This window comes from Paractinoplanes aksuensis (assembly GCF_024137025.1).
In the GTDB taxonomy this organism is placed as follows: Bacteria; Actinomycetota; Actinomycetes; order Mycobacteriales; family Micromonosporaceae; genus Actinoplanes; species Actinoplanes aksuensis.
The window spans coordinates 344,150-368,381 of the sequence record NZ_JAMYJR010000001.1; the positions used below are offsets into that span (position 1 = coordinate 344,150).

26 protein-coding genes are annotated in these 24,232 nt (G+C 70.2%); 12 read left to right on the forward strand and 14 right to left on the reverse strand.

Annotated features, from left to right (window positions below):
- Positions 1 to 58 precede the first annotated feature (58 nt).
- From M1L60_RS01630 to M1L60_RS01645, 4 genes are all read right to left on the reverse strand, one after another.
- On the reverse strand, positions 59 to 304 hold the full coding sequence (locus tag M1L60_RS01630; RefSeq protein WP_253235422.1) for a superoxide dismutase: 246 nt from the start codon (positions 302 to 304) through the stop codon (positions 59 to 61).
- Between the two features lie 3 nt (positions 305 to 307).
- The gene (locus tag M1L60_RS01635) at positions 308 to 937 is read right to left on the reverse strand and encodes a superoxide dismutase (RefSeq protein WP_253235423.1); all 630 of its coding nucleotides are present in this window, start codon (positions 935 to 937) and stop codon (positions 308 to 310) included.
- Positions 938 to 1,016: 79 nt separating this feature from the next.
- Entirely contained in the window at positions 1,017 to 1,664 is a 648-nt protein-coding gene (locus M1L60_RS01640) for a response regulator (RefSeq protein ID WP_253235424.1), read from the reverse strand.
- On the reverse strand, positions 1,661 to 2,758 hold the full coding sequence (locus M1L60_RS01645; RefSeq protein ID WP_253235425.1) for a sensor histidine kinase: 1,098 nt from the start codon (positions 2,756 to 2,758) through the stop codon (positions 1,661 to 1,663). The genes M1L60_RS01640 and M1L60_RS01645 overlap by 4 nt, the downstream gene beginning before the upstream one ends.
- Positions 2,759 to 2,906: 148 nt before the next feature.
- Between M1L60_RS01645 and M1L60_RS01650 the strand changes: the two genes are divergently transcribed.
- The 5 genes from M1L60_RS01650 (at position 2,907) to M1L60_RS01670 (ending at position 7,651) form a co-directional block, all read left to right on the forward strand.
- Positions 2,907 to 5,102 carry an MMPL family transporter gene (locus tag M1L60_RS01650; RefSeq protein WP_253235426.1) on the forward strand — a complete coding sequence of 732 codons (2,196 nt, stop codon included), beginning with the start codon at positions 2,907 to 2,909 and terminating at the stop codon, positions 5,100 to 5,102.
- 171 nt (positions 5,103 to 5,273) lie between these two features.
- On the forward strand, positions 5,274 to 5,894 hold the full coding sequence (locus tag M1L60_RS01655) for an MBL fold metallo-hydrolase (RefSeq protein WP_253235427.1): 621 nt from the start codon (positions 5,274 to 5,276) through the stop codon (positions 5,892 to 5,894).
- An 84-nt stretch (positions 5,895 to 5,978) separates the two neighbouring features.
- On the forward strand, positions 5,979 to 6,275 hold the full coding sequence (locus M1L60_RS01660; RefSeq protein WP_253235428.1) for an immunity protein CdiI family protein: 297 nt from the start codon (positions 5,979 to 5,981) through the stop codon (positions 6,273 to 6,275).
- A gap of 577 nt (positions 6,276 to 6,852) precedes the next feature.
- Positions 6,853 to 7,287, forward strand: coding sequence for a hypothetical protein (locus M1L60_RS01665; protein WP_253235429.1), 435 nt, complete (start codon positions 6,853 to 6,855; stop codon positions 7,285 to 7,287).
- A 226-nt stretch (positions 7,288 to 7,513) separates the two neighbouring features.
- Positions 7,514 to 7,651, forward strand: coding sequence for a hypothetical protein (locus M1L60_RS01670; protein ID WP_253235430.1), 138 nt, complete (start codon positions 7,514 to 7,516; stop codon positions 7,649 to 7,651).
- A gap of 61 nt (positions 7,652 to 7,712) precedes the next feature.
- Here the strand turns inward: M1L60_RS01670 and M1L60_RS01675 are convergent, their stop codons facing one another.
- Positions 7,713 to 8,150, reverse strand: coding sequence for a DUF7674 family protein (locus tag M1L60_RS01675; RefSeq protein ID WP_253235431.1), 438 nt, complete (start codon positions 8,148 to 8,150; stop codon positions 7,713 to 7,715).
- 198 nt (positions 8,151 to 8,348) lie between these two features.
- On the opposite strand from M1L60_RS01675, the gene M1L60_RS01680 reads away from it, so the two are divergent.
- Positions 8,349 to 9,089 carry an SDR family oxidoreductase gene (locus M1L60_RS01680; RefSeq protein WP_253235432.1) on the forward strand — a complete coding sequence of 247 codons (741 nt, stop codon included), beginning with the start codon at positions 8,349 to 8,351 and terminating at the stop codon, positions 9,087 to 9,089.
- A 17-nt stretch (positions 9,090 to 9,106) separates the two neighbouring features.
- Here M1L60_RS01680 and M1L60_RS01685 read toward each other — a convergent pair whose 3' ends face one another.
- The 5 genes from M1L60_RS01685 to M1L60_RS01705 all read right to left on the reverse strand — a co-directional run bounded on the left by M1L60_RS01685 (position 9,107) and on the right by M1L60_RS01705 (position 13,606).
- Positions 9,107 to 9,943: a helix-turn-helix transcriptional regulator gene (locus tag M1L60_RS01685; protein ID WP_253235433.1), complete on the reverse strand. Its 837-nt coding sequence runs from the start codon at positions 9,941 to 9,943 to the stop codon at positions 9,107 to 9,109.
- Positions 9,944 to 9,945: 2 nt separating this feature from the next.
- On the reverse strand, positions 9,946 to 10,845 hold the full coding sequence (locus tag M1L60_RS01690) for an SDR family oxidoreductase (protein WP_253235434.1): 900 nt from the start codon (positions 10,843 to 10,845) through the stop codon (positions 9,946 to 9,948).
- A 67-nt stretch (positions 10,846 to 10,912) separates the two neighbouring features.
- Positions 10,913 to 11,260: a sigma-70 family RNA polymerase sigma factor family protein gene (locus M1L60_RS01695; protein WP_253235435.1), complete on the reverse strand. Its 348-nt coding sequence runs from the start codon at positions 11,258 to 11,260 to the stop codon at positions 10,913 to 10,915.
- A 17-nt stretch (positions 11,261 to 11,277) separates the two neighbouring features.
- A complete protein-coding gene (locus tag M1L60_RS01700; RefSeq protein WP_253235436.1) occupies positions 11,278 to 12,690 on the reverse strand; it encodes an NAD(P)/FAD-dependent oxidoreductase in 1,413 nt (470 codons plus the stop codon).
- A gap of 79 nt (positions 12,691 to 12,769) precedes the next feature.
- The gene (locus M1L60_RS01705) at positions 12,770 to 13,606 is read right to left on the reverse strand and encodes an RNA polymerase sigma-70 factor (protein ID WP_253235437.1); all 837 of its coding nucleotides are present in this window, start codon (positions 13,604 to 13,606) and stop codon (positions 12,770 to 12,772) included.
- Positions 13,607 to 13,785: 179 nt separating this feature from the next.
- Between M1L60_RS01705 and M1L60_RS01710 the strand changes: the two genes are divergently transcribed.
- Positions 13,786 to 14,505 (forward strand): alpha/beta fold hydrolase, encoded by a 720-nt coding sequence (locus M1L60_RS01710; protein WP_253235438.1) that lies wholly within the window; start codon positions 13,786 to 13,788, stop codon positions 14,503 to 14,505.
- A gap of 165 nt (positions 14,506 to 14,670) precedes the next feature.
- On the opposite strand, the gene M1L60_RS01715 is transcribed toward M1L60_RS01710, so the two are convergent.
- Together M1L60_RS01715 and M1L60_RS01720 are read right to left on the reverse strand one after the other, a co-directional pair.
- Positions 14,671 to 17,193 carry a hypothetical protein gene (locus M1L60_RS01715; protein ID WP_253235439.1) on the reverse strand — a complete coding sequence of 841 codons (2,523 nt, stop codon included), beginning with the start codon at positions 17,191 to 17,193 and terminating at the stop codon, positions 14,671 to 14,673.
- A gap of 85 nt (positions 17,194 to 17,278) precedes the next feature.
- On the reverse strand, positions 17,279 to 17,629 hold the full coding sequence (locus M1L60_RS01720) for a DUF1304 domain-containing protein (protein WP_253235440.1): 351 nt from the start codon (positions 17,627 to 17,629) through the stop codon (positions 17,279 to 17,281).
- Positions 17,630 to 17,712: 83 nt separating this feature from the next.
- Between M1L60_RS01720 and M1L60_RS01725 the strand changes: the two genes are divergently transcribed.
- Positions 17,713 to 18,573, forward strand: a complete 861-nt coding sequence (locus tag M1L60_RS01725; RefSeq protein ID WP_253235441.1) for a shikimate dehydrogenase — start codon at positions 17,713 to 17,715, stop codon at positions 18,571 to 18,573.
- The gene (locus M1L60_RS01730) at positions 18,533 to 19,933 is read left to right on the forward strand and encodes an Nramp family divalent metal transporter (protein ID WP_253235442.1); all 1,401 of its coding nucleotides are present in this window, start codon (positions 18,533 to 18,535) and stop codon (positions 19,931 to 19,933) included. The genes M1L60_RS01725 and M1L60_RS01730 overlap by 41 nt, the downstream gene beginning before the upstream one ends.
- On the opposite strand, the gene M1L60_RS01735 is transcribed toward M1L60_RS01730, so the two are convergent.
- Entirely contained in the window at positions 19,930 to 20,589 is a 660-nt protein-coding gene (locus M1L60_RS01735) for a response regulator transcription factor (RefSeq protein WP_253235443.1), read from the reverse strand. The two genes, M1L60_RS01730 and M1L60_RS01735, sit on opposite strands and share 4 nt — an antisense overlap.
- Before the next feature lie 19 nt (positions 20,590 to 20,608).
- Here M1L60_RS01735 and M1L60_RS01740 point away from each other — a divergent pair, with 19 nt between their 5' ends.
- Positions 20,609 to 21,307: a TetR/AcrR family transcriptional regulator gene (locus M1L60_RS01740; RefSeq protein WP_253235444.1), complete on the forward strand. Its 699-nt coding sequence runs from the start codon at positions 20,609 to 20,611 to the stop codon at positions 21,305 to 21,307.
- 96 nt (positions 21,308 to 21,403) lie between these two features.
- Complete coding sequence (locus tag M1L60_RS01745) at positions 21,404 to 21,943, forward strand: snapalysin family zinc-dependent metalloprotease (RefSeq protein ID WP_253235445.1); 540 nt, start codon at positions 21,404 to 21,406, stop codon at positions 21,941 to 21,943.
- 18 nt (positions 21,944 to 21,961) lie between these two features.
- On the opposite strand, the gene M1L60_RS46770 is transcribed toward M1L60_RS01745, so the two are convergent.
- Positions 21,962 to 22,093 carry a hypothetical protein gene (locus M1L60_RS46770; protein ID WP_256515819.1) on the reverse strand — a complete coding sequence of 44 codons (132 nt, stop codon included), beginning with the start codon at positions 22,091 to 22,093 and terminating at the stop codon, positions 21,962 to 21,964.
- A gap of 71 nt (positions 22,094 to 22,164) precedes the next feature.
- On the opposite strand from M1L60_RS46770, the gene M1L60_RS01750 reads away from it, so the two are divergent.
- On the forward strand, positions 22,165 to 24,231 hold the full coding sequence (locus M1L60_RS01750) for an ATP-binding protein (RefSeq protein WP_253235446.1): 2,067 nt from the start codon (positions 22,165 to 22,167) through the stop codon (positions 24,229 to 24,231).
- The last annotated feature ends 1 nt before the right edge of the window (position 24,232 follow it).

Genomic DNA, 24,232 nt, shown 5'->3' on the forward strand with positions numbered 1-24,232 from the left:
TATTGGCAAGAACCTATCAAGGTGATCACTGCGTTGACAGTGGTGAAGATAACGGCGGTCAGTCTGAACTTGCGGCGGCGATGTGCAGGCTCAGCTCCTTGACGAGCTCGTCCATCGTCTGGCCGGTCTGGGCGCGCAGGATGCTCAGGGCGAGTTGGGCCAGCAGCTCGAATGCGCGGGTACGGGCCTGCTCGTCCGGGAAGTCGGCCAGCAGTTCCTGGGCGCCGGCGAGGTCACCGCGGTGTTTGGCCGCGATGACCCCGGCGGCGCGCTGGGCGCCGGCGAAAGCGTCGGCTGCCGTCATCTTTCAGGGCGCGACGATGATCGGGTTGCCGGCGGCCCGGGCGGCGTCGAAGCGCTTGGTCACGTCGGCCCAGTTGACCAGGCTCCACAGGCGGTCGACGTAGTCGGGGCGCACGTTCTTGTACTGCAGGTAGTAGGCGTGCTCCCAGGCGTCGAAGACCAGGATCGGCGTGGAGCCCTGGCCGACGTTGCCGTGGTGGTCGTAGATCTGCTCGACGATCAGGCGCTGCGACAGCGGCTCCCAGGCGAGCACACCCCACCCCGAGCCCTGTACGCCCTTGGTCGCGGTCGACAGCTGGGCCGAGAACGCGTCGAACGAGCCGAGGTGCTCGTCGATGGCGGCGGCGAGGTCACCCTCGGGCCGGTCGGCGTTGCTGCCCGGCCGCAGGTTGTTCCAGAAGATCGAGTGCAGCACGTGCCCCGAGAGGTTGAACGCGAGCGTCTTCTCCAGGCCGACCAGGGCGTGGTAGTCACCCTTGTCCCGGGCCTCGGCCAGCTGGTCGAGGGTGTCGTTGCTGCCCTTGACGTACGCCGCGTGGTGCTTGCTGTGGTGCAGCTCGAGAATCTGCCCCGACATCGCCGGCTCGAGCGCGCCGTAGTCGTAGGGCATGTCGGGCAGGGTGTAGACGGCCATGGTCAACCTCCACTTGCCGGTCAATTGCTATTGCAATCAGTTTGCAATACGACCCGAGTGGAGTGCGAGTAAGGCTGCCCTACGTGCCCTGGGGGCGGACGATGCCGGCGTCGTAGGCGTAGACGATGGCGGCGGCCCGGTCGCGGGCGCCGAGCTTGGTGAACAGGGTGCCGACGTGGGTCTTGACCGTGGTCTCGGCCAGCACCAGGCGGTTCGCGATCTCGCGGTTGGAGGCGCCGCGGGCCATCAGGCGCAGCACGTCGAGCTCGCGCTCGGTCAGGGCGCCGACCTGGTTGGCCGAGGGCCGGGTCTGGCGGCGGACCGAGTCGAGGATCGGGCCCAGCAGGGTGCCGTCGATCCAGGTGCCGCCCGCGGCCACCGTACGGATGGCTTCGATCAGGTTTTCCGGGGTGGCCGACTTGAGCTCGAAGCCGGCCGCGCCCGCGTCGACGGCCGACCACAGCACGTCGGTGTCGCCGAACGTGGTCAGCACACAGACCGGCGGGCCGCCGGCCGCGCGGACCCGGCGGGTCGCCTCGACGCCGTCGACCCCGGGCATCTTGACGTCCATGCAGACGACGTCGGCCGACCGCTCGGCCAGGGCCGGCACCACAGCCGCGCCGTCGCCGCACTCGGCCACCACCTCGAGGTCGGGCTGGCTGCGCAGGATCAGGGCGAGCCCGGCCCGGACCATCGGCTGATCGTCGACCAGGACGACCCGGATCACGCGGGCAACCCGGCCAGGCGGCGTGGCAGCACCGCCTCGACCACCCACCGCCCGTCGTCGGGATGGGCCTGGAAGCTGCCGCCGATCGCCGCCACCCGGTGGTCGAGCCCGGCCAGCCCGACCCCGGTGCCCGGCGCGGGACCCGGCTGCCGCGCGCTCGACACGCGCAGCAGCAGGCCCTCGCGGTCGACCACGATCGTGATGGCCGCGTCGGGCGTGACGGCGTGCTTGGCCACGTTGGTCAGCGATTCGCGCAGGACGTCGTGCAGCACGATGCGCGGCGCCGCGCCGACCGCGGTCATGTCGCCCCGCACGTCGACGTCGAGGCTCATGCCGGCCTCGCGATAGGTGGCCAGCAACTGGTCGAGCTCGACCGGGGCCGGCGCGGGCGACCCCTGGTGCATCAGCGACAGCGCCTGGCGCAACTCGTCCATGCCGGCGCGGCCCACCGCCTCGGCCTGGCGCAGCGCCTGCTCGGCCTCGGCCGGTGACGACGGGATCAGCAGCCGGGCCCCGGACAGGTGCAGCAGCACCACGCTGAAGCTGTGCCCGACCAGGTCGTGCAGGTCGCGGGCGATGCGCTGCCGGTCCTCGGTGACGGCGATGTCGGCCAGCCGGTTGCGGGTGCGTTCGAGCTCGTCGATCAGCGCGAACTGGCGGGCCACCACGTGCCCGAAGCCCCAGCCGATCAGCAGGCCGCTGAACCACATCCAGGCCCCGATGCCCCGGTGCCAGTTGTTGGTCTCGAGCGCCCAGATCAGGAACGGCGAGAAGAGACAGGCCGGCATGACCACCAGATCGACCCGCGTACGCCGGCCGGCCGCGACCACGGCCATGCCGACCACCACCACCATGTACGCGCTGTGGGTGACCACGAACGCGTCGCCGATCAGCGTCGGGACCGTCAGCCAGGTCAGGAGCAGCCAGCCCGGCATGGACGCCCAGTACACCCGCACGACGAGGGCCGGCAGCATCACGACGGCGACGATCCAGCCCCAGTGCTCGGTGTAGACGAGGCTGAGCACGCCCAGCCCGGAGCCGAGCACGGCGGCCCCGCCCACGAACTCGCCACGATCGCTCAGCAGTGAAGGCATGCCCGAAAATATAGGTACCGCGGTGCCGCGACCGCCTCCTACCACGGTAGGAACCCGGCGCCGAGTTCCGACCGTGGTCCGACGACAGCGAGGGCCGAAATCCCGAGACTTCCTGTGACAGAAGCGACGTCAGAGGGAGAAGATCGTCATGTTCACTGCGCTCGGGAGGTTCGTCGTCCGGCGGGCCCGGTTGACACTGCTCGGCTCGTTGGTGGTGTTCGCCGTGACCGCGGTGCTCGGCTTCGGGGTCTTCGCCGGGCTGGCCAACGGCGGCTTCGACGATCCCGCCTCCGACTCGTCCCGCGCCGCCCAGATCCTCGAGGACGACTTCGGGGCCGGGCCGCCCAACATCGTGCTGGTCGTCACGGCCGACGGCGGGAACGTGGACGCTCCCGACGCCGCGGCCGCCGGCCAGGCCCTGTCGACCGGGGTGGCCGGCCTGGCCGGGATCGACGAGGTCACCTCGTACTGGAATGCCGGTCAGGCCCCGGCCCTGCGCTCCGACGACGGCCGGGAAGCGCTGGTGCTGATCCGGGCGGGCGGCGACGACACCGCTCAGGAAGAGGCGGTCGTCCTAATCCGTGACCAGTTCGGCGGCGACCGCGGGCCGATCACGACCGAGATCGGCGGTCAGGCCGCGTTCGGCGAGGCGCTCGGCCACGGCCTCGAGCAAGACCTGGTGCTGGCCGAGTCGATCGCCATCCCGCTGACGCTGCTGCTGCTCCTGTTCGTCTTCCGCGGGGTCGTGGCGGCGCTGCTGCCGCTGGTCGTGGGCGCCTCGGCCACCGTCGGCGCGTTCTTCGTGCTGTGGGCGATCTCGCAGGTCACCGACGTCTCGGTCTTCTCGATCAACCTGGTCACGGCGCTCGGCCTGGGCCTGGCCATCGACTACTCGCTGCTGATCGTCTCGCGGTTCCGCGAGGAGCTGACGGCCGGTCACGACGTCGGCCTGGCGGTGATCCGCACGGTCGAGTCGGCCGGCCGCACGGTGCTGTTCTCGGGCGTGACCGTGGCCGTGGCGCTGCTGGCCCTGATCGCGTTCCCGCTGTTCTTCCTCCGATCCTTCGCGTACGCCGGGGTCGGGGTCGTGCTGGTGGCCGTGCTCGCGGCCGTGATCACCCTGCCCGCGCTGCTGGCCGTGCTGGGCCACCGGGTCAACGCGTGGAAGCTGCCCGGCGTCGTCCGCACCGACTCGCCGCGCTGGGCCGGGATCGCCGAAAAGGTGCTGCGCCGTCCCGGCCTGGTCACCGGGGGCGTGGTCGCGCTGCTGGTGCTGCTCAGCCTCCCCGTGCTCGGCACCAGCTTCGGCAACCCCGACGCCCGCGTGCTGCCCTCGGACGACCCGGCCCGGGTGGCCACCGAGAAGGCGCAGCGCGAGTTCGGCTTCACGGCCGAGGCCTTCCCGGTCGTGCTCCGGGGCGCTCCCGACCCGGCCCGCATCGACACCTATGCCGGCTCCGCGTCCCGCCTGCCGAACGTGGCCGAGGTGGTCACCGCCCGCGGCACCTGGACCGACGGTCAGCAGACGGGTGAGCCCGGCCCCGACGCCCGCAAGTTCCAGGCCACGGCGGGGGAGTGGCTCGAGGTCGTTCCGTCGGTGGTCCCGATCTCGTCGGAGGCGACCGACCTCGTCCACGACCTGCGCGAGCTCGACCCCGACGTGCTCGTCGGGGGCAGCGCGGCCCAGCTCGAGGACACCAAGGCGTCGATCCTGGCCGTCGCGCCGTGGGCCGCGCTGTGGATCGCGGTCGCCACATTCGTCCTGTTGTTCCTGATGTTCGGCAGTTTCCTGGTGCCGCTCAAGGCGATCGTGCTCAACACCCTCAACCTGACCGCGATGCTCGGCCTGATGGTCTGGATCTTCCAGGACGGCAACCTGTCCGGCCTGCTCGGCTTCACCCCGACCGGCTTCACCGACATCGCGATGCCGCTGCTCATGTTCGCCGTGGCGTTCGGCTTGTCGATGGACTACGAGGTCTTCCTGCTGGCCCGCATGAAAGAGGAGTACGACCGTACGGGCGACAACCACGCCGCGATCGTCACCGGCATCGCCAAGACCGGCCGCATCGTCACGGCGGCCGCCCTGGTCCTCTCGATCACGTTCTTCGCCTTCGCCACCAGCGGCATCACGTTCATGAAGATGTTCGGCCTGGGCCTGGGCCTGGCCGTCCTGATCGACGCCTTCATCGTCCGCGCCACGCTGGTCCCGGCCCTGATGAAGCTGGCCGGCAAGGCCAACTGGTGGGCCCCCGCGTGGGCACGCCGCGTCCACGCCCGCGCCGGCCTCGACGAGTCCGGCGGCACCCTCTCCACGTCGACCGAGCGGGAGCGCACGCTCGTCTGAGAGCCCGCCCAGCGGCGCCCCTCACCAAGCGGGGGCGCCGCCTCGTGGCGTGCTTCGCATCGAGCCGGCCGCCATCTCGTGGCGTGCTTTCCACCGACACGGAGCGGCAGGGGGCGCGGTCGGTAGGCTGATCGCGACGGTATTGGGCTTGCGGAAGGATCAGGGCGAGCGATGCAGCAGGCGAAGGTCGACCACGGAGTTGTCAGCGGCACGTTCAGCCTCGACGGCCAGACGTTCGACGTCGACAACAACATCTGGGTCGTCGGCGACGACACCGAGTGCGTGGTCATCGACGCCCCCCACGACGTCGACGCGATCCTGGCCGTGGTGGCCGGCCGCACGGTCCGCGCCATCATCTGCACCCACGCCCACGACGACCACGTCCGGGTCGCCCCCGCCCTGCGCGACCGCACCGGAGCCCCCGTCCTGCTCCACCCCGAGGACCGCCCCCTGTGGGAGCTGACCCACGGCAAGTCGACCACCTGGGACACCGACCTCACCGACGGCCAGAAGATCGAGATCGGCGGCACCACCCTGACGGTGCTGCACACCCCCGGCCACGCCCCCGGCGCCGTCTGCCTGCACGCCCCCGACCTGAACTGCGTCTTCACCGGCGACACCCTGTTCCAGGGCGGCCCCGGCGCCACCGGCCGCTCCTACTCCGACGCCGACGTCATCGTCACCTCGATCCGAGCCAAACTCTTCACCCTCCCCACCGACACGGTGGTACACACCGGCCACGGCGACGACACCACCATCGCCCAGGAGCAAGCCACCCTCGGCAACGCCTGACCGCCGCCGCGCTCCTGAACAAGAGGACGGCTCTGTCATGATCGTCGTGTGGACGAGCGATACCGACCATCCTCTTTGCGAGTCATGGCCGAGTACGACGGCGACGGTGTATGGGACTACGACTCGGATCACTACGGCCCAGTGGCGCTGGACGCCCTGGGCGTGAGCGCAGAACTCGTCCAGCGGCTCAAAGAGTGGAGCCACCGGTACCAGGCGACAGCGCTGACCGACTTCGAGTTCCCCAGCCCGGACGACGAACGGCACTGGATCAACCAGGGCCTGGGGCTGGCCTACGACCTGCAGAACGCGCTGCCCGACATCGACATCAGCTACGCCCACGACGCCGACAACAGACCAGTCCGCGAACGACGAGGTCCGTAACAGCCACCCTCGCCTGCCGTTGGGCCTGGAGGACGCCGTACCGGTCCTCGATCCCTGACCGTACGACGAATACGTCTTCCCCGGTCTGCGCCCATGGCAGAGCCCGCCCCTGGCCCGGCCCGAACGGGCTCGACCAGACACCACCGAGCCGACTGCCGTGCCGCCGTTCGCTCATCGGCGGCTCGCCCAGGCCGATCGGGGCGCGACTCGCGGCCGTCAGGCGCACTTGACCACGGCCGCACTACGAGGGCGCCGGGAACGTGCGTTCGTCAGGTGCGTATCCAGCGGGCGACCAGCGCGCTGACGTGCTCCTGCTGCCTGGTGACGGTGGCCAGATCGGGGAAGTCCATGACCGCGCGATCGAGGGCCGGCCATGTCAGCAGCCCGGAAGGGGCCTCGAACGCGAACGTGGCGGCGTCCGATGGGATGACGACAGGTGGCGCTGGATCAGTCCCGGAGGACGCAGCGGGCCCGAGCCTGAGCACCTGCGGTAGCGCTACCGAGCCTTGACCGCCGAATTGCGCGCAGGCGGCTTCGCCGAGCCGAGCGACGGCCGGCCGAGCGGATCGCCGCCCCCGTGAAGCGCAATACCGAGGTGCTGGTAGCGGCTGCGGAAGCCATCGCTGCTACCGAGCCGGGCTGGGACGATGAAATGCGGGTGGCCTATGACCGGCAGGCCGAAGCGCGCTACTACGGCCGATCACTGGCCGCCACCGGTGTCGGGCGCGGCATCCGGTACGACAACACCGAAGGTTCGGATCCGATCGTCCTGAGCCGCTATGCCCGCCCCGGCTTGCCGGTGCTGGCGGACGACATCGACGTGCTCGGCGTTCGGCTGCTCGAGTCCTCGGCCGGTTTGCTCGGCCGGCGACCGATGGTGTACGCCCGTATCGTCGATGACGATGCTGTTCTCGTAGACGAAATTGTCAGCTGGTGGGGAGTCTTGCTGGGCCTGTCTCGGCGTCAGCTGCCGATCCGAATTCGGCAGCTCCAGGCGCTACGCCACATGTGAGCCCGCCGGTCGGTGTCCGGTCCTTCCGTCCCGGCTTGCCGGCATCCTCCTGGAACGGGACCGCACCGATCGACGCGTCGTCCGGTGACCAGAACCGGCACCGGCTGTCACGTCCGGATGCACAGGTGCAGCGAGCACTTCGGCGTTCTGCGCCTGGGCAGTTCGTCAGACGGGGTATGTCGAACGAGTCGGCGTTCGTGACGACCGGACGATCTAGTCTTGTGCCGTGGACGGAAGAGACATCGGGTGGGTGCTTGTCTTCCTGCTGGGCGTTGCCGTGCTGTATCGGGTGATCCGGACGGCCGTTGCGCACGGCATCGCCGATGCCGAGGAGAAGCGGCGTAAGGCCGACCGGGCCTCTTGACGGCCGGTTGAAAAGCAACTCCGGCCGGCGCTCGTCGCGGCCGGTCCGGACGTCGCGTTTGTCAGTCAGGATCGATGACGGGGATCGGGTTTCCGAGTTCCCAGAACCTGTCGATCGCTTCCCAGTACTTCGCGGACAGGGGGCGGAGCCAAGGCCGGAACGCCTCCGGGTCGACGCCGCGCGAGGTGACGGTCTGCATCTGCATGCCTTCGAGATAGCCAATCACGCCCAGCTCCGAGACGTACTGGTCGCCACGAAGGATCAGATGCTCGATGTAGTCGAAGGCGGCATCGAACTCGCTTATCTCTCTCGCGGCCAGGCGGTCGGCAAGGTGGCCGACCACCCAGGCTGCGTCCTGATAGCCAAGACGGCCACCGGGAGAGCCCGGGTCGGCGTTGTCGTCAGCAATCTCGGCCCACTCGTCTGCCAGTGACGGAAGCGCAGTCAGTAGGAGCGCAGGGACCTGCTCAGCGGTGACACGTGGTTCGGTGGACCCCATGCAGCCCAGCCTAGTCAGGAAGGTTGCTGAGCGAACGCGTCCAGACCTGCGGCAGCGGTGCCGAGGCAGCGGTCACGACGCGAACTCCGCTCGCCGCATGCGCGCTCACCGGGTGTGGTGCAGGTCGCATGTCACAGGGGGTGGGGCTGTTCGGTCGAAGTTGGCAACTGAGGCCATTGGATGAGGGATGTGACGGGCATGAAGATTGCCGTGCTGGGTGGGACCGGGCTGATCGGGTCGCAGGTTGTCAAGCTGATGCGGGAGCACGGTCACGAGGCGGAGCCGCTGTCGCCGGCCAACGGGGTCGACCTGCTGACGGGGGAGGGGCTCGACCAGGGGCTCAAGGGGGCCGACGTCGTGGTCAACCTGACCAACTCGCCTACGTTCGATGACAAGTCGATTCCGTTCTTCCGGACGACCATGGAGAACATGCTGGCCGCGGCCGAGCGGCAAGGGGTCGGGCACGCGGTGATCCTGTCGATCGTCGGTGTCGACCAGGTGCCGGGGCTCGACTACTACAAGGCCAAGGTGCTGCAGGAGGAGATCCTCAAGGGCGGGCCGGTGCCGTGGTCGATCGTGCGGGCGGGGCAGTTCTTCGAGTTCATGAAGTCGGTGCTGTCGTGGGTGGTCGACGGGGACAATGTGCACCTGCCGTCGACGCCGATCCAGCCGCTCGCTTCGGCCGAGATCGCCCGCAAGGTGGCGCAGGTGTCGGCGGGCAAGCCGCTGAACGACGTCGTGAACATCGTCGGGCCCGAGGTGTTCCCGCTCGACGAGTTGGGGCGCATCGCCCTGGCCGCCAAGAACGACCCGCGGAAGATCGTCACCGACAACACGGCCGGCATGTTCGCCGCGGTCGAGGGTGACGTGCTGACCGGCCCGGCCGGCTCGGTCATCGCCACCCAGACTTTCCGCGAGTTCCTCGCCGCCCAGAACTGAAGCGGATTGCGGGCCGGTCAGGGCTGATAGGAGGCGCCCAGCACCGAGAGCAGCTCGAGTTTCTCAGCGCTCTCGGTGCCGGGCGTCGCTGTGTAGACCACGACTTGCTGCGATTGGTCGGGGTCGATCAGGCGCTGGCAGAACAGTTCGATCGCGCCCACCTGGGGATGCACCAGCCGAACCTGGCCACAGTAGGGCCCGGCCACCGGATGCTCCTTCCACAACGCCGCGAACGCCGGACTCTCGCGCAGCAGGGCCGCCACCAGCGCCCCGGCGCGGGAGTCAGCGCCGTCCCGGGTGTACGACGAATGCAGGTCGGCCACGATCAGCCGGCTCTGCTCGTCGTGGTCCTCCGGGGGATAGGCCGCCCGGGCCGCCGGATCCGTGAACCACCGGTAGTGTTTGCTGCGCGCGAGCCCACTGTGGACACTCTCGTCCCCGATCAGAGCGACCGACAACGGCGTCTGCAGCAGCGTCTCGCCCAGCGAGCTCACCACCTGCGCCGCCACCCCCTGCAGGCCGTCGAAGATGCGCCGCATGCCCGGGTTGATGTGGTCGGTGTCCGTGGCCCGCCGGCCCACCGCGTAGCCCGCGAGCCGGAACAGATGCTCGCGCTCCTCGAGCGAGAGCCGCAGCGCGCGAGCCAACGCCTCCAGGATCTGCTCCGACGGGTGCGGCCCGCGCGGCTGCTCCAACCGCGTGTAGTAGTCGATCGACATGCCGGCCAGCACCGCGACCTCTTCCCGCCGCAGCCCCCGCGTACGCCGCCGGCGCCCGCGCGGCAGGCCCACGTCCTCGGGTTGCAGCGCTTCCCGGCGCGTGCGCAGGTAGTCGGCGAGAAGAGCGCGGTCCATCCTCAGGCCGCCGGAACGGAGCCGAAAGAGACGCCGGTCAGAGAGGCCGACACGTCCCACAGCCGGTCGGCCGCGGCGAGGTCCCGGGCGGGCTTGTAGACGGCCAGCTCGGTCGCCTTCCCGGTGAACTGCCCGATCCCGTCCGGCCCGTACAGCCGCCCACCCGCAGCCCTGGTCGCCAACAGCGCGGGCAACAGCCCCTGATCAACCCCCTGCACGAAGACCCCCCAACGGGCCAGCCGCGACATGATGGCCTCGAGCCGGGCCGGTTTGTCCCGCCCCAGGTTCGGCCCGGCCGCGTAGAGCCCGGTCAACGTCGTGCCCGGATGCGCCGCATTGCTGACGATGCCCCACTCCGCGTCTCGCGACCGCCGGTCGAGTTCGAGTGCGAACATCAGATTCGCCAACTTCGACTGCCCGTACGCCTTGATGGCCGCGTACTTGCCGGTGCTCTGCAGGTCTTCGAAGTTGATCTTCGCGCTGCGGGCGGCGCTGCTGGTCATCGTCGTAACGTGGGCCTTCCCCTCGCGCAGCTGCGGCAGCAACCGGGCCGTCAACGCGAAGTGCCCCAGATGGTTGGTGCCGAACTGCAGCTCGAACCCGTCGGCCGTGGTCTGCCGGACCGGCGGCGCCATCAGGCCGGCGTTGTTGACGAGCAGGTCGATCGGCCGGTCCACCGTCCCGGCGAACGCCGCCACCGAATCGAGCGACGCCAGATCCAGCGCCCCCATCGTGACGCGGGCGTCCGGCACCTCGGCCCGGATGCGCGCCACCGCGGCCTCGCCCTTGGCCGGGTCACGGACGGGCAGCAGCAGCTCGGCGCCACCGGCGGCCAGTCGGGTGGCCAGGCCCAGGCCCACGCCACTGCTCGCCCCGGTCACCACAGCCAGCTTCGTACTCACGAGAAACTCCCAGGTCAGATGCGGATTTGACTCCACCTTGACGCGGCCCGGCGGCCGTAACCATGGTCTATGAGTACAAGCTCCAGCGCCGCAGCTTGTCGGGGTTGAGCACTATCCAGAGGGTGGCGATCTCCCACGGACTGCCGGTGGCCACCAGCACCGCCAACGGGGTGCCGTCGGCGCGGCGGGCGATCAGGCCCGGCAACCCGTTGACGGTTTCCCGGGCCAGCGCGGCCCCGGCCAACAGGCTCAACAGCAGCAGCGCGACCTCGACCGCGCCCCGCACGGGCTCGTGCGGGGCGGGCACCAGGCCGCCGCCGTCGCAGACCGCCACGACGTCGGGGGACAGCAGGGACTCGATGGCGGCGAGATCGGCGGATTCGCAGGCGGCAGCGAGCAGATGGACCAGTTGCATCGGCCGGACGGCTCGGCTCAGGCCTGCGTGTCGGCGGTGGCCTGCGTGTCGGCGATGGCCTGCGTGTCCGCGATAGCCCGCGTGTCCGGGGTGGCCCGCGTGTCCGCGGTGGCCCGGGCCGGCTCGCCACCGGTCTCGAACGCCTGGCGCGGGTGCTGCACGGAGGCCAGCGACACGATGTCGCGCCCGTAGAACACGGCCGTGATCCACACCGCGAGGACCCGTACCTTGCGCTCCCAGGTCGGCACGGCCAGCACGTGGTAGCCCCGGTGCATCACCCAGGCCGGGAATCCCTTGATCACGATGCCGTGCCACTGGAAGATGCCCCGCCCGAGACCCAGCGTCGCCACCACACCCAGGCTGGCGTGCTTGTAGGGCCTGGCCTTCCGTCCGCGCAGGGTGGCGATCAGGTTCTTGGCCAAGAGCTTTCCCTGGCGTACGGCGTGCTGGGCGTTCGGCACGGTGGCCGCGCCCGGCCGTTCGATCGCCAGGTCGGGCACCGCCGCGTCGTCGCCGGCCGCCCACGCGTCCTCGATCGGCTCCTCCGGCGTGCCCACCCGCAGGTCGGCCCGCACCACGACCTGGCCGCGGGCGTCGATCGGCAGGTCGGTGTGGTTGTGCACCATCGGGTTGGCGCCGTTGCCGGCCGTCCACACGATCAGCTCGGAGTCGAACTCCTCGCCGGTCGAGAGCACGATGTGCCCGTCGGTGGCCGAGCGCAGTTGGGCGTTGAGGTGCACGTGCCCGCCGCGCTTCTCGAGGTGTTCGACGACCCAGCGCCCGGGCCCGTCGGTCACCTCGGGCAGGATGCGGTCGCGCGCCTCGACCAGGTGGAAGCTCAGCTCGGCCGGGTCGAGCTCGGGATACTTCTTGACCAGGGCCTGGCCCAGCGACATCAGCTCGCCGAAGCCCTCGACCCCCGAGAAGCCGCCGCCGACGAAGGTGACGGTCAGCAGCCGCCGCCGGTGCGGGCCGCGCGGCAACGTCGCCGCATGATCGAAGGCGGTCAGCATCCGGTCGCGGATGGCCACGGCCTCCTCGACGTGTTTCATGCCGATGGCGTGTTCGGCGACACCCGGAATGGCCAGTTTGCGGGTCACCGCCCCCGCGGTGACGACCAGAATGTCGTACGCCAATGGGAAGCTCTCTCCGACGGCCGGTTGCACCTGGACCGTGCGGTGGGCGTGGTCGATCGTCGTGACCGAGCCGTTGATCAGCTGTGTCTTCCTCAGGTGGCGGCGATGCGCGACCGCCGCGTGCCGCGCCTCGACCGAGCCGGCCACGACCTCGGGCAGAAAGGGCTGATACGTCATGTAGGGGCGCGGATCGACGATGATGACCTTCGCCTCGCCCCGGCGGAGCTTCTTCTCCAGCTTCCAGGCCGTGTAGAAGCCGGCATAGCCACCGCCGACCACCAGTATCGTCCGCATCGTGCCCTCTGTTCTCCCGCTGACGAGCTTTCTCGCTCACTAGGACCGGGAACGGCGCGGGAATGTGACAGGGTGTCCGTCAGCTCACAGCGGCGATCTTCTGCGGATTCATCAGCCACAGCACCTGCTCGATGCCGTCCGCGGACACGTCCAGGGCCAGCACGGCGAGCGTGTCCGGCCCGCGGTGCAGCACGGCGCTGGTCTGGCCGTTCATAGTGATGTAGCGGACCTCGACGCCGTCCCACCACCAGGCCGAGAACGCGGCGATGTACTTGGCCACGCGGGCCGCGCCGACCACCGCGCGCCGCGAGACCTGGCGGGCCCCGTTGCCGTCGCTGATGCTGGCCACCTCGGCCGCGAACAGCTTCTCGAGCCCCTGCATGTCGCCGTTGCGGGCGGCGGTGATGAACGTGGCCAGCAGCTCGCGCTGGGCCGTGGTCGACACCGGGGCCTTGCGTTCGCCGGTGACGTGCTTGCGGGCCCGGCTCACCAACTGGCGGACGGCGGGCTCGTTGCTGCCGAGGATGTCGGCGATGTTCCCGTACGGGTAATCGAACGCCTCGCGAAGCACATAGGCCGCCCGCTCGTTGGGTGTCAGCTTCTCGAGCAGCATCAGCACCGCGAACTCGAGCGCGTTGCCGGTCTCGGCCCCCAGATAGGGGTCGGCGCTCGTGTCGACCGGCTCGGGCAGCCACGGCCCGACGTACGTCTCGCGCCGCACCCGGGCCGACTGCAGGTTGTTGATCGCGAGCCGGGTCGCCGTGGTGGCCAGGAAGGCGCCCGGGTTCTCCACGGTGTCGCGGTCGTACGTCTGCCAGCGCACCCAGACGTCCTGCACGAGGTCCTCGGCCTCGGTCGCGCTGCCCAGCATGCGATAGGCGATCCCGAACAACCGAGGCCGCACCTCCGTGAACACCCGTGCTGCCTCGTTCAGATCACCCAGACCCATGCGTGCCCCCTCCCGGCCCGTTCATCCTGGCGCGCTGACCTGCTCTTTCACCAGTTTCTGGCCAGTGACCATCAATACCGTCACAGAACCGCGGGCTGTCCGGTCACCGCTCCAGAACCGCATTTCCGCTTCCGAGGGGGAAGATCATGCCCGATAGCACCAAGCCCACCGTCCTGCTCGTGCACGGCGCGTTCGCGGAAGCCGCCAGCTGGAACGGCGTCCTCGAGCGGCTGGCCGCCGAACCGCTCGACGTGATCGCCGTGGCCAACCCGCTGCGCAGCCTGGCCGGCGACGCCCAGTACCTCAGCGACGTCATCGACGGGATCGGCGGCCCGGTGCTGCTGGTCGCCCACTCGTACGGCGGGATGGTCATCACCGAGGCCGCCGCCGGCAACGAGGAGGTCAAGGGCCTCGTCTACGTCGACGCGTTCGCCCCGGCCCCGGGGGAGTCGGCGTTCGGGCTCTCCGTGAAGTTCCCCGGCAGCACGCTGGGCGACGCGCTGGCCGCCTACCCGGTCTCGACCGGCGGCAACGAGTTCACGATCCGCCGCGACGTCTTCCACCAGCAGTTCTGCGCCGACGTCCCCGACGACGTGGCCGCGCTGATGGCCGCGACCCAACGCCCGGTGACCGAGGCCGCGTTGTCGACGGCCCTGGCCGCCGACGAGCCGGCCTGGCAGTCCGTCCCGTCGTGGTTCGTCTACAGCGACGCCGACCTCAACATCCCGGTCGAGCTGCACCGCTGGATGGCGAACCGGGCCGGCGCCAAGACCGCCCGCGAGATCCCCGGCGCCTCCCACGCCCTCACCGTCTCCCAGCCCCGGGCCGTGGCCGACGTGATCCTCGAAGTGATCGCCGCGGCCTGACGCTCAGGCGGGCCCCCAGTCCGCGCCGTAGTCGAACAACGGTGAGGTGGATACGCGGCGCCGGTCGGAGCCGTCCGGCCGCAATCGGCAGGACCGGCTCGGCCGATCATCCGGCCGGCGGGCCCGGCGGGGCGCCCGCATCCGGTGGGATGCGGGCGCCCTTACCTACTTCTTGATCTTCGTGCCGGCCGAGACCGCCCGGCCGTCGGAATGGCCGGTTCGCTTGGCGACGACGGTCAAGGTGAGCGTCTTGGCGGCCCAGGCCTTGGCCAGCTTCAGCGATGCGGCGGTGGACACGAGTTTGCCGTTGACGCGCCACTCGTACCGGTAGGAAGCGGCCTTGGGGGTCCAGGCGCCGACCGATGCCTTCACCGTCTTGGCGACTTTGACCGTGCCGACGATCTTCGGTTTGGCCGTCGCCTTCGGGGCGGCCCCGTAGGCGACGGTGACCGCAGCCGTCGTCGCGGCCGTCGTCTTGTAGCCGGTGCGGTTGCCGGTCACCCGCACCGTGAGGCGCTTGCCGCGCATCGCGGCCGGGATCGGGTAGGACGAACCGGTCGTCCGCGCGATCGCCACCCCGTTGGCGAACCACTGGTACTGGTACGAGGTCACCGCCGGGCTCCACACGCCGGTCTTGACGCTCACCTTCAGCCCGACCGCCGCCTTGCCGGTGATCGACGGCTTCGTGCTCACCGCGATCGACGTCGGCTGTACCCGTACCAGCGAACGGTAGGTGAGAGGCCGGTTCGGTTCCGCGTACGAAGTCACTGCGATGTCGTACGTGCCGGGCTCGACGCCGGTCAGGTCGATGTCGGCCGTGTACGAGCCGCGATCCGGCGCGACCGTGCGCACCACGATCGGTTTTACGTTCTTGTCGTAGCGGGTCAGCGCCACCGTGTCCCGCTGGTGCAGGGCGACGCCGTGGATGGTCAGCGTCGCCGTGGTTCCGGCCGTCAGCGTGTAGAGGGGACTGCCGTCCCCGCTCGTGCCGAGCCCGAAGTGGACCTCGTCGCAGAGCAGGGTGACGCATTCGGCCTCGGCCCGCAGCGGACCCTCCCGGCCGGCGACGAACGCGACCAGAGCCCGGTTGCTCACGCGCTGCGGCTTCGGCGAGCAGAGCCAGGTGGCGTCGCTCGGCGCGCACCGGGTGATCGAGAAGTCGGGGTTGATGACATACGGCTCGGCGTTCTGCACCGTCAGGCGGAACGTGTCCTCGGAGCCGACCGGCACGGAGACGCAGTGGGCCCGGTCGGCTGCGTTCAGCGTCGCCGTGACCGGTCCGAATCCGTACGCGGTGGTGTCGGTGATGATGCCGCAGTCGGCGGGCGTGGCGAACAGGGGGCCGACCGCCCAGGTGTCCAGCCGGTACTCGGCCGGCTCGGCGCTGGTGGCGAGCACCTCGGCCGCCGGCACCCGGCAGGGCAGGGCCGAGCAGGTCCGCAGCGCGCCGTCGTCGTCGAAATACCGGACGGTGGGCTGATCGCCGGTGGCCCCGATCCAGGAGCTTTCCGGAGTCCGGTAGCACCGCACGTCGCCGGAAACGCTGATCGAGCCCGCCGTGGCCGGGCCGCCGAAGGCCGTGGAGGCCGGTGTCGCACAGGCGGCGCTGATGCCGGTGACCTGGCTGACCCGGTACTGCCCGGAACCCGTGGCCGACCGCACGACGACCATGTGCCGGTCGTCGCCCAACCGGCAACCGATCTGCTGGTACGCCGCGGCGTTGTCGTCCCGGCAGACCAGGGCGCCGTCGTAGTTGTAGACGGAGAGCGAAGCCGTTCCGTCGCCCACGACGCGGTCCAGGGTGAGAACTTCCTGGCTGCCGGAGCCGCCCGGGGCCAGGCTGAAGCACGTGACGAACTCGCCGCCGGACAGCGGCACCGTCGCGTGGCCGGGCGCGCCGGGCCGACCCGGCGGGAGTTCGGCGCACCCGGTCTCGCCGGTCGTCCGCTGCACCGCGACCTGGTAGTCACCGGTCGACCGCGGGTCCTGCACGACCACGATGAGCCTGGTCGGCTGGGGGATGCGAACCTCGCAGCCGGTCAGGTCGGTGATGGCGGTGGTGGCTGTGGTGCACATCCGCGCGTTCTGGTTCTGGATGAGCTGCACCATCGGCCGGTTCGGATCGCCCGGCGGAAGTGTCACCTGGTAGCGGCCCGAGGGCTCCGGCATGTCGAGGCATTGCACTTCGCCCTGGTGGCTGAAGGTGCCCCGGTACGCGGTGCTGAACCCCTGCGCGCTGGTCGCGTCGCAGCCCGGTCCGAGCAGGTTGACCACGGTCGCGCGGAACGGCTCGGTGCGCGGCTCGGGCTCACCGGGATCGGCCACCAGGTAGTAGATGCCCGCCCCGAGATCGCACCAGACGACGGCGCAGGCGAGACTGCCGCCGAAGCTGTACACGGCGCTGGGGAGAGTCCTGTTGTCCGCATCGGACGCCCGCGCCAGGTACGCGGTATAGGTCGTGACGGTGAAGCGCCGGCAGCTACCCTCCCGCAGGTCGTCCGCCGGGGCCTCGCCGAAGCCGGTCAGCGCCGTCTCCGTGCAGTCCGCCGCATCCACCGGCATCGTGTGCGGCGCGGCCGTGGCCGCGTCCGCCGTCCGGGTCAGCAGAAAGCTCGGTACGGCGACCGCGAGGGCCATCCCCGCCGCGATCAGAATTTTGGCCGTCCGGCCGGCCCGCCAACGTCTCATGGACGCGCTCTCCCCGCTTACATGATCAATGTCGGGGGCATCATGCCAGGCCGGTCGATCGACGGCCATAGGCGGTCCGCGTCGTTCAGGCGAGCAGCACGAACACGAGGGCCAGCGCGGACGGCACGGTCTGCACGAACAGAATGCGGCGGCTGGACGTCACAGCGCCGACGATCCCGGCGACGGCCACGCACACCAGGAAGAACACCTTGGCGCCGAAGTTGTCGGCGACCAGGCCCCAGATCAGGCCGGCGGCCAGGAAGCCGTTGTAGAGCCCCTGGTTGAGCCCCAGCACCTTCGTCTCTTGCGCGAACCGCGGGGTGAGCCCGAACGCCTTCTGCCCACGCGGCGTGGTCCACAGGAACATCTCGAGGACCAGGATGTACGCGTGGATGAGCGCGACCAGCGCCACCAGCACGTTCGCAATGATGATCACCGCGACAGGCTACCGCCTCTTGACAGTGGCCCCGGTCACAGCGGATAACTAACGTACCAGTTCGTACATAGAGGGGTGTGAGCATGCGCTGTGGCTTGATCGGGGCCGGCATCGGCACCTCGCTGTCCCCGGCGCTGCACGAGGCCGAGGGCCGCGGCCACGGGCTCGACCTCACGTACGACCTGTTCGACACCGGCGACCCGGCCGCGCTCGGCAATCTGCTCGCTCGCGCCGAAAGCGAGGGCTACTCCGGGGTCAACATCACCCATCCCTTCAAACAACAGGTCACCGGTCTCGTCGACGAACTGTCGCCGCAGGCCCTCGCGATCGGGGCGGTCAACACGGTCGTCTTCCGCGAGGGCCGGCGCGAAGGGCACAACACCGACGCGTACGGCTTCACCGAGGCCTACCGCGAACTGGTCAAAGGCCGCGTCGTGCAGACCGGGGCCGGCGGCGCCGGCGCCGCTTGCGCCTATGCCCAGCTCACCCTGGGCGTCGAGCACCTGACCGTGATCGATCCGGACGCGGGCCGGCGCGAGCAGCTCGCCGCCCGGTTCCCCGACCCCCGCCTGTCCGTGGCCGCGCCGGCCGACCTGCCGGCCGCCCTCACCGACGCCGACGGGCTGGTCAACGCCAGTCCCGTCGGCATGCGCGCCCACCCGGGACTGCCCCTGCCCGCCGAGCTGCTCCACCGCGGCCTGTGGGTGGCCGACATCGTCTACATGCCCGTCGTCACGCCGCTGCTGCAGGCGGCCCGCGACGCCGGGCTGCGGGCGGTCGGCGGGACGGCGATGTGCGCCCACCAGGCCGCCGCCGCCTTCGAGCTGTTCACCGGGCGCACCCCCGACACCGCGCGGATGCTGCGCCACCTCGATGCCGCGATCCACGACAACGGAGCCCGCCATGAATCCCTCCCGAACCAAGACCCCCGTCGAGACCCGTAACCTGCCCGAACCCCTGTCCCTGCGCCGCATGGTCGGCCCCGGCGTGGTCGCCGTGGGCATCGGCATGGCCGCGGGCGAGATCATCCTGTGGCCCTACCTGACCGCGATCGGTGGTCTCGGCCTGCTCTGGCTGGCCTTCTGCACGCTGGCCGTCCAGTTCGTCATCAACATGGAGATCGAGCGCTACACCCTGGCCACCGGCCAGACCGTGGTGGCCGGCTTCTCCCGCTGGTGGAAGGGCTGGGGGATCATCATCTGCCTGGCCGGGGCCTTCCAGTACGTCTGGCCGGGCTGGGCCACCAGCGGCAGCACCGTGCTGACCTATCTGGTCGGCGGGGGCGACCCGGTCTGGATCACCGTTGCCACCCTGGTCGTCATCGGGGTGCTGCTCTCGGTGTCCAAGGTGGTCTACAACACGGTCGAGCGGGTCGAGGTGGTCAAGGTCGGCCTCACGATCTTCTTCCTGATCGTCGTGGTCATCTTCGTCATCTCGCTCGGCACCTGGGGCGACGGGGCCAAGGCCACGGTCACCGAGTTCGGGCAGATCCCCGACGGCATCACGTTCACCCTGCTGCTGAGCGCGATCGGCGCGGCCGGCGCGGGCGGCGTACACAATCTGGTTCTGAGCAACTGGATCCGCGACAAGCGGTACGGGATGGGCGCGCACGTGCCCCGGCTCGTGTCCCCGATCACCGGCCGCGAGGAGGCAGCCGGCACCGATCTTTACGCCTTCCCGGTCGACGAGGCCAACATGGCCCGCTGGCAGGTCTGGTGGAAGCGGGCCAACATCGAGCACCTGACCACCTTCGTGGCGGTCTGCTTCGTGACCATCACCGTGATGTGCCTGCTGGCCTACCAGCTGCTGTTCGGCCGCGACGACGTCAAGAACGACACCTCGTTCCTGCGCATCGAGGCCGACCTGCTCTCGGACCAGGTCGGCGGCTGGCTCAAGCTGCTGTTCCTGGCCGTGGCCACGGTCTCGCTGTGGGCGGCCGCGATGGGCCTGCTCGACATCATCGGCCGCGTCGCCAGCGACTTCCTGCGCCGCAACTACCTGCAGACCTCGGCCCGCTGGACCGAGCCGCGGCTCTACCTGACCGTGGTCTGGGCCGAGATCGTGCTGGGCTCGGCGATCCTGCTGGCCGGGTTCAGCCAGCCGCTGGGCCTGCTGATCGTGTCGACCTGCGCGGCCTCGGTGGTCACGCTGCTCTACTCGATCCTGCTGGTGCGCCTCAACCGCAAAGACCTTCCCCTGCCCGTACGGCTGGGAGGCTGGCGCCTGGGCGGCATGCTAGTGGCCATCGGTTTCTACGGCTTCTTCGCCGTCGCGATGGTGATCACGCAGTTGCAGCGGCTCTAGGAGCCGAGCCGGTAGCCGACCTTCGGCACGGTGTGGATGACCGGCGGGTCGCCGAGCTTGCGGCGCAGCGTCATCACGGTGACCCGCACGGTCTGGGTGAACGGGTCGACGTGCTCGTCCCAGGCCTGTTCCAACAGGTCCTCGGCGCTGACCACGGCGCCGTCGGCCCGCAGCAGCACCCGCAGCACGGCGAACTCCTTGGGCGAGAGCCGCAGCGGCAGCCCGTCGCGCGACGCGCTGTGCCGGGGGATGTCGAGCGTGATGCCCTCGCGGTCGAGCACCGGCCCGTGCGCGGCGTTGGCCCGGCGACCGAGCGCCTGCACCCGGGCCACCAGCTCGGCGAAGGCGAACGGCTTGGTCAGGTAGTCGTCGGCGCCCAGGCCCAGCCCCTCGACCCGGTCGCGGATGCCGGCAGCCGCGGTCAGCAGCAGCACCCGGGTGTCGAGCCCGGCCGCGAGCATCTCGCGCAACACCTCGTCGCCGGTCGCGCCGGGCATGTCACGGTCGAGCACGGCCACGTCGTAGCGGTTGACGGTCACTCTCTCCTTGGCCGCCGCGCCGTCGTAGACGACGTCGACCGCCATGGCGAAGTCGCGCAGCCCGTCGGCCACCGTGTCGGCCAGGACCCGCTCGTCATCCGCGACCAGCACCCGCATGCCCTGCACGATAGCCCGGATGACCAAGGCTACAGTCGAGGAACCTGGTGGGGGAGGGGTGCGGATGGCAGCGGGAGCGGCGCCCGGCGAACGGGTGCGGGATGCCGAGCGCACCCGGGCCGAGATCATCGACATCGCCACGCACGAGTTCGCCGATCAGGGCTATGCGGGGGCGCGGGTCGACGAGATCGCGGCCAAGACGCGGACCACCAAGCGCATGATCTATTACTACTTCGGGGGCAAGGAAGGCCTCTACCTGGCCGTCCTCGAACAGGCCTACCAGCACATCCGCGCGCTGGAACAGAAGCTCGACGTCGACCACCTCGAGCCGGTCGAGGCGCTGCGCAAGCTGGCCGAGCTCACCTTCGACCACCACGAGGAGCATCAGGACTTCGTGCGCCTGGTCGCCATCGAGAACATCCACTATGCCCAGCACCTGCTGAAGTCCGAGGTCCGCGAGGGCCTGGCCGCCCCCGCGCTCGAGGTGCTGACCCGCATCATGCAGCGCGGCGTGACCGCCGGCCTGTTCCGCGACGACGTCGACGCCCTCGACGTCCACCAGATCATCAGCTCGTTCTGCATCTTCCGCGGGGCCAACCGCTACACCTTCCGCGCCATCTTCGACCGCGACCTGCTCGACCCGGCCTCGCGCGCCCACCAGCGCCAGATGATCGGCGACCTGGTCGTGGCCCATGTGACGGCGGCCGCGACGCGGTAGGACGCATTCGGTATGCCGGGAGAGCATCGATGAACGTCTCTGTGTGGCTAGGGTCGGGGCCAGAACCACCCCCCGATCCCCCGCAGGAGGGTACCGATGCTTCTCCGAAGGATGGCGGCCGCGCTGATCTCGGCCGTCGCGTTCGTTAGCGTGCTGGTCGCCGGGTCCGCCCCGGCTTCCGCCGCGCCCCGCATCCTCTACTACGACACCAGTCAGGCCCAAGAGTTCGCGGCCGTGTGGACCCAGGGCGCCCAGATCTGGAACAGCCGCGCCGCCAATGTGCGCCTCCAACCGGTCACCGCCGGGCGCACACCCAACATCCGCATCTACGCCGACAACGGCTGGCCCCGCGCGCAGACCACCTCGCTCGGCAACGGGCGCGTCTGGATGGGCCGTGAGGCCATCAACGACGGCTACTACCCACCGCGGATCGCCGCCCACGAGCTGGGTCACATCCTCGGCCTGCCCGACCGCCGCACCGGCCTGTGCGCCGACCTGATGTCGGGCAGCAACGCCCCGACCTCGTGCACGAATTCGAACCCCAACGCCCGCGAGCTGGCCCAGGTCGACGCGAACTTCCGCACCTCGGTCGTCACGGTCACCCCGCGGACGTACGTCTGGCAGCCCGCCGCCTGAGGGCCGCCCGCACGGCCGTCAGGACGCTCGGACCAGACGCGGTTCGAACAGGTGGGAACCTCCCGTCCGGTGTTCGAGCTGCTCGAAGAGCGTCTCGGCGGCCGTGCGGGCCATCGCGGTCACGGGAATCTCGACGTGATCCAGCGTCATGACAGTGAATGTAGTCGCCTGATGCCGCGGGGGCCGCTCAGTAAATCCGCCGGGATGCCGACTATTGGGTTATGCGTGTGCCGCGCGGCTTCAGGCACTGGGGGCGTCCGGCCGTGGTGCCCCTGGTGGTGTGGCTGTTGCTGGTGGTGCTGGGCGCCTCGGTGCTGCTGTGGCAGCAGGACAACAGCCGGGACGCGGTGGCCGAGCGCTTCGACAGCGGTGTCACCACCCTCGGCGACTTCATGACCGGGTTCGTCGCCGAAGCGATCGAGCGGCAACGCGTCCAGGCCCAGGCCACCCTGGCCGACCCGGTCGTCACCGCCCGCGACTTCGAGCGCGCCGTGACCGGCATCGGCTACCCGGCCGCCGTCCTGCTCGACGACGAGGGCCGGGTGCTGCAGGTCGTCCCGGCCGACCCGACCTCGATCGGGCAGGACGTGGCCCGCCGGTACGACCACTTGAAGTCCGCGCTGGCGGGGCAGCCGGCCGTCTCCAACGTCGTCGACTCGGCCGCGCGGGCCATCCCGGTGGTGGCCTTCGCCGTGCCGTTCGAGACGCCCGAGGGGCGCCGCGTCTTCTCGGGGGCCCTGCCCATCCGGGCCAGCCCGCTGGCCGCGTACTTCACCAGCGCCCTGTCGCTGGACGGCGCCCGCGTGCAACTCGACGACGCGCACGGGGCCGTAGTGGCCGGCACACAGCCCTTCACCACGACCGAGCCCACGCTGGCCAACCAGAACGCGCCCCTCGACGAGGCCCTGACCCGGGCCGCGCAGGGCCGCTACCGGGCGGACGGCGTGTGGTGGCGGTACGCCTCGTTGGCAGTGCCCGGCACGCCGTGGCGACTGTCGGCCACCGTACGGGAAGAAGTGCTTTTTGCTTCTCTGGCCAACACGGAGCTGGCCGGTCGGGCCGCCGTGGCCGGGGCCGCGCTCGTCGGCCTGGGCGTGGTGGCCGCTCTGGGCCGGGCCCGGGCCAACCGGCGCCGCCTGCTGCTGAGCGAGAACCGTTTCCGCAAGGTGTTCGACGGTTCCCGGATCGGCATGGTGCTCACCGACCCCGACGGGTTCTGCCTGCGGGTGAACCCGGCCGCGAGCAAGATCTTCGGCCAGGACGAGGAGCGGCTGCTGGGCCGGCACGTCGAGCAGTTCACGCACCCCGACGACGTCGGCCCCGCCGTGGACCTCGTGCGCGACGCCAAGGAGGGCCGGATCGACGGCTTCGACCTGGACAAACGTTTCGTACGGACCGACGGCGAGATCGTCGAGGCCTCGATCACGTGCGCCGTGCTGCGCGACGAGGACGACCGCCCGCAGTACTTCGCGACCCAGATCGTCGACGTGACCGAGCGCAACGCCCTGGAACGCGAACGCGAGCGCAGCCAGGCCGAGAGCGCCCGCCGGGCCGCCGAACTGCTGGACGCCAACACGCATCTGGCCGACGTGATGGCCATGCTCAGCCACGACGTCCGCCAGCCCCTGGCCAAGATCGTCGGACTCGGTGAGCTGCTGCTCGAGGAGTGGGGCAACATCCCCGAGCACGCCAAGACCAATGACGTACGCCGGATGACCGTGGCCGGCCACCGCGCGAACGAGCTGGTGACCGACATCCTGATGCTGGCCCAGTTCGACGCGGGCGCGATGATGGCCCATCCGGTGCGCGTCGACCTGGCCACCGTCGTGAAAGAGGCGGTGGTGGCCCACCACGTCAGCATGGGCACCCCGATCTCGATCATCGCCCCCAACAACGACACCACCGGTCTGGCCGACCCCGGGCAGCTCCAGCTCATCCTGGGCAACCTGCTCACGAACGCCTCGAAGTACGGGCGCCCGCCGATCGAAGTGACCGTGACCAACACTGAGGAACTGGTCGAGATCCGCGTCGCCGACAACGGCGAAGGGGTGCCGCCCGACTTCGTGCCGCACCTGTTCGACCGGTTCGCCCGGGCCGGTTCGGGGGTCGCGACCACCACCGCGGGCACCGGCCTCGGGCTCTACCTGGTGCGTCAGCTCGCGCAGGCCGGTGGGCTCGATGTTTCGTACGAACCCAATGAACCCCACGGGGCCGCCTTCACGGTCAGCGTGCCGAGGGCCCTGCCCAGCTCCCGCCTGCGCGAGCCCGAGCCGCAGCTCGTGCCGTGAA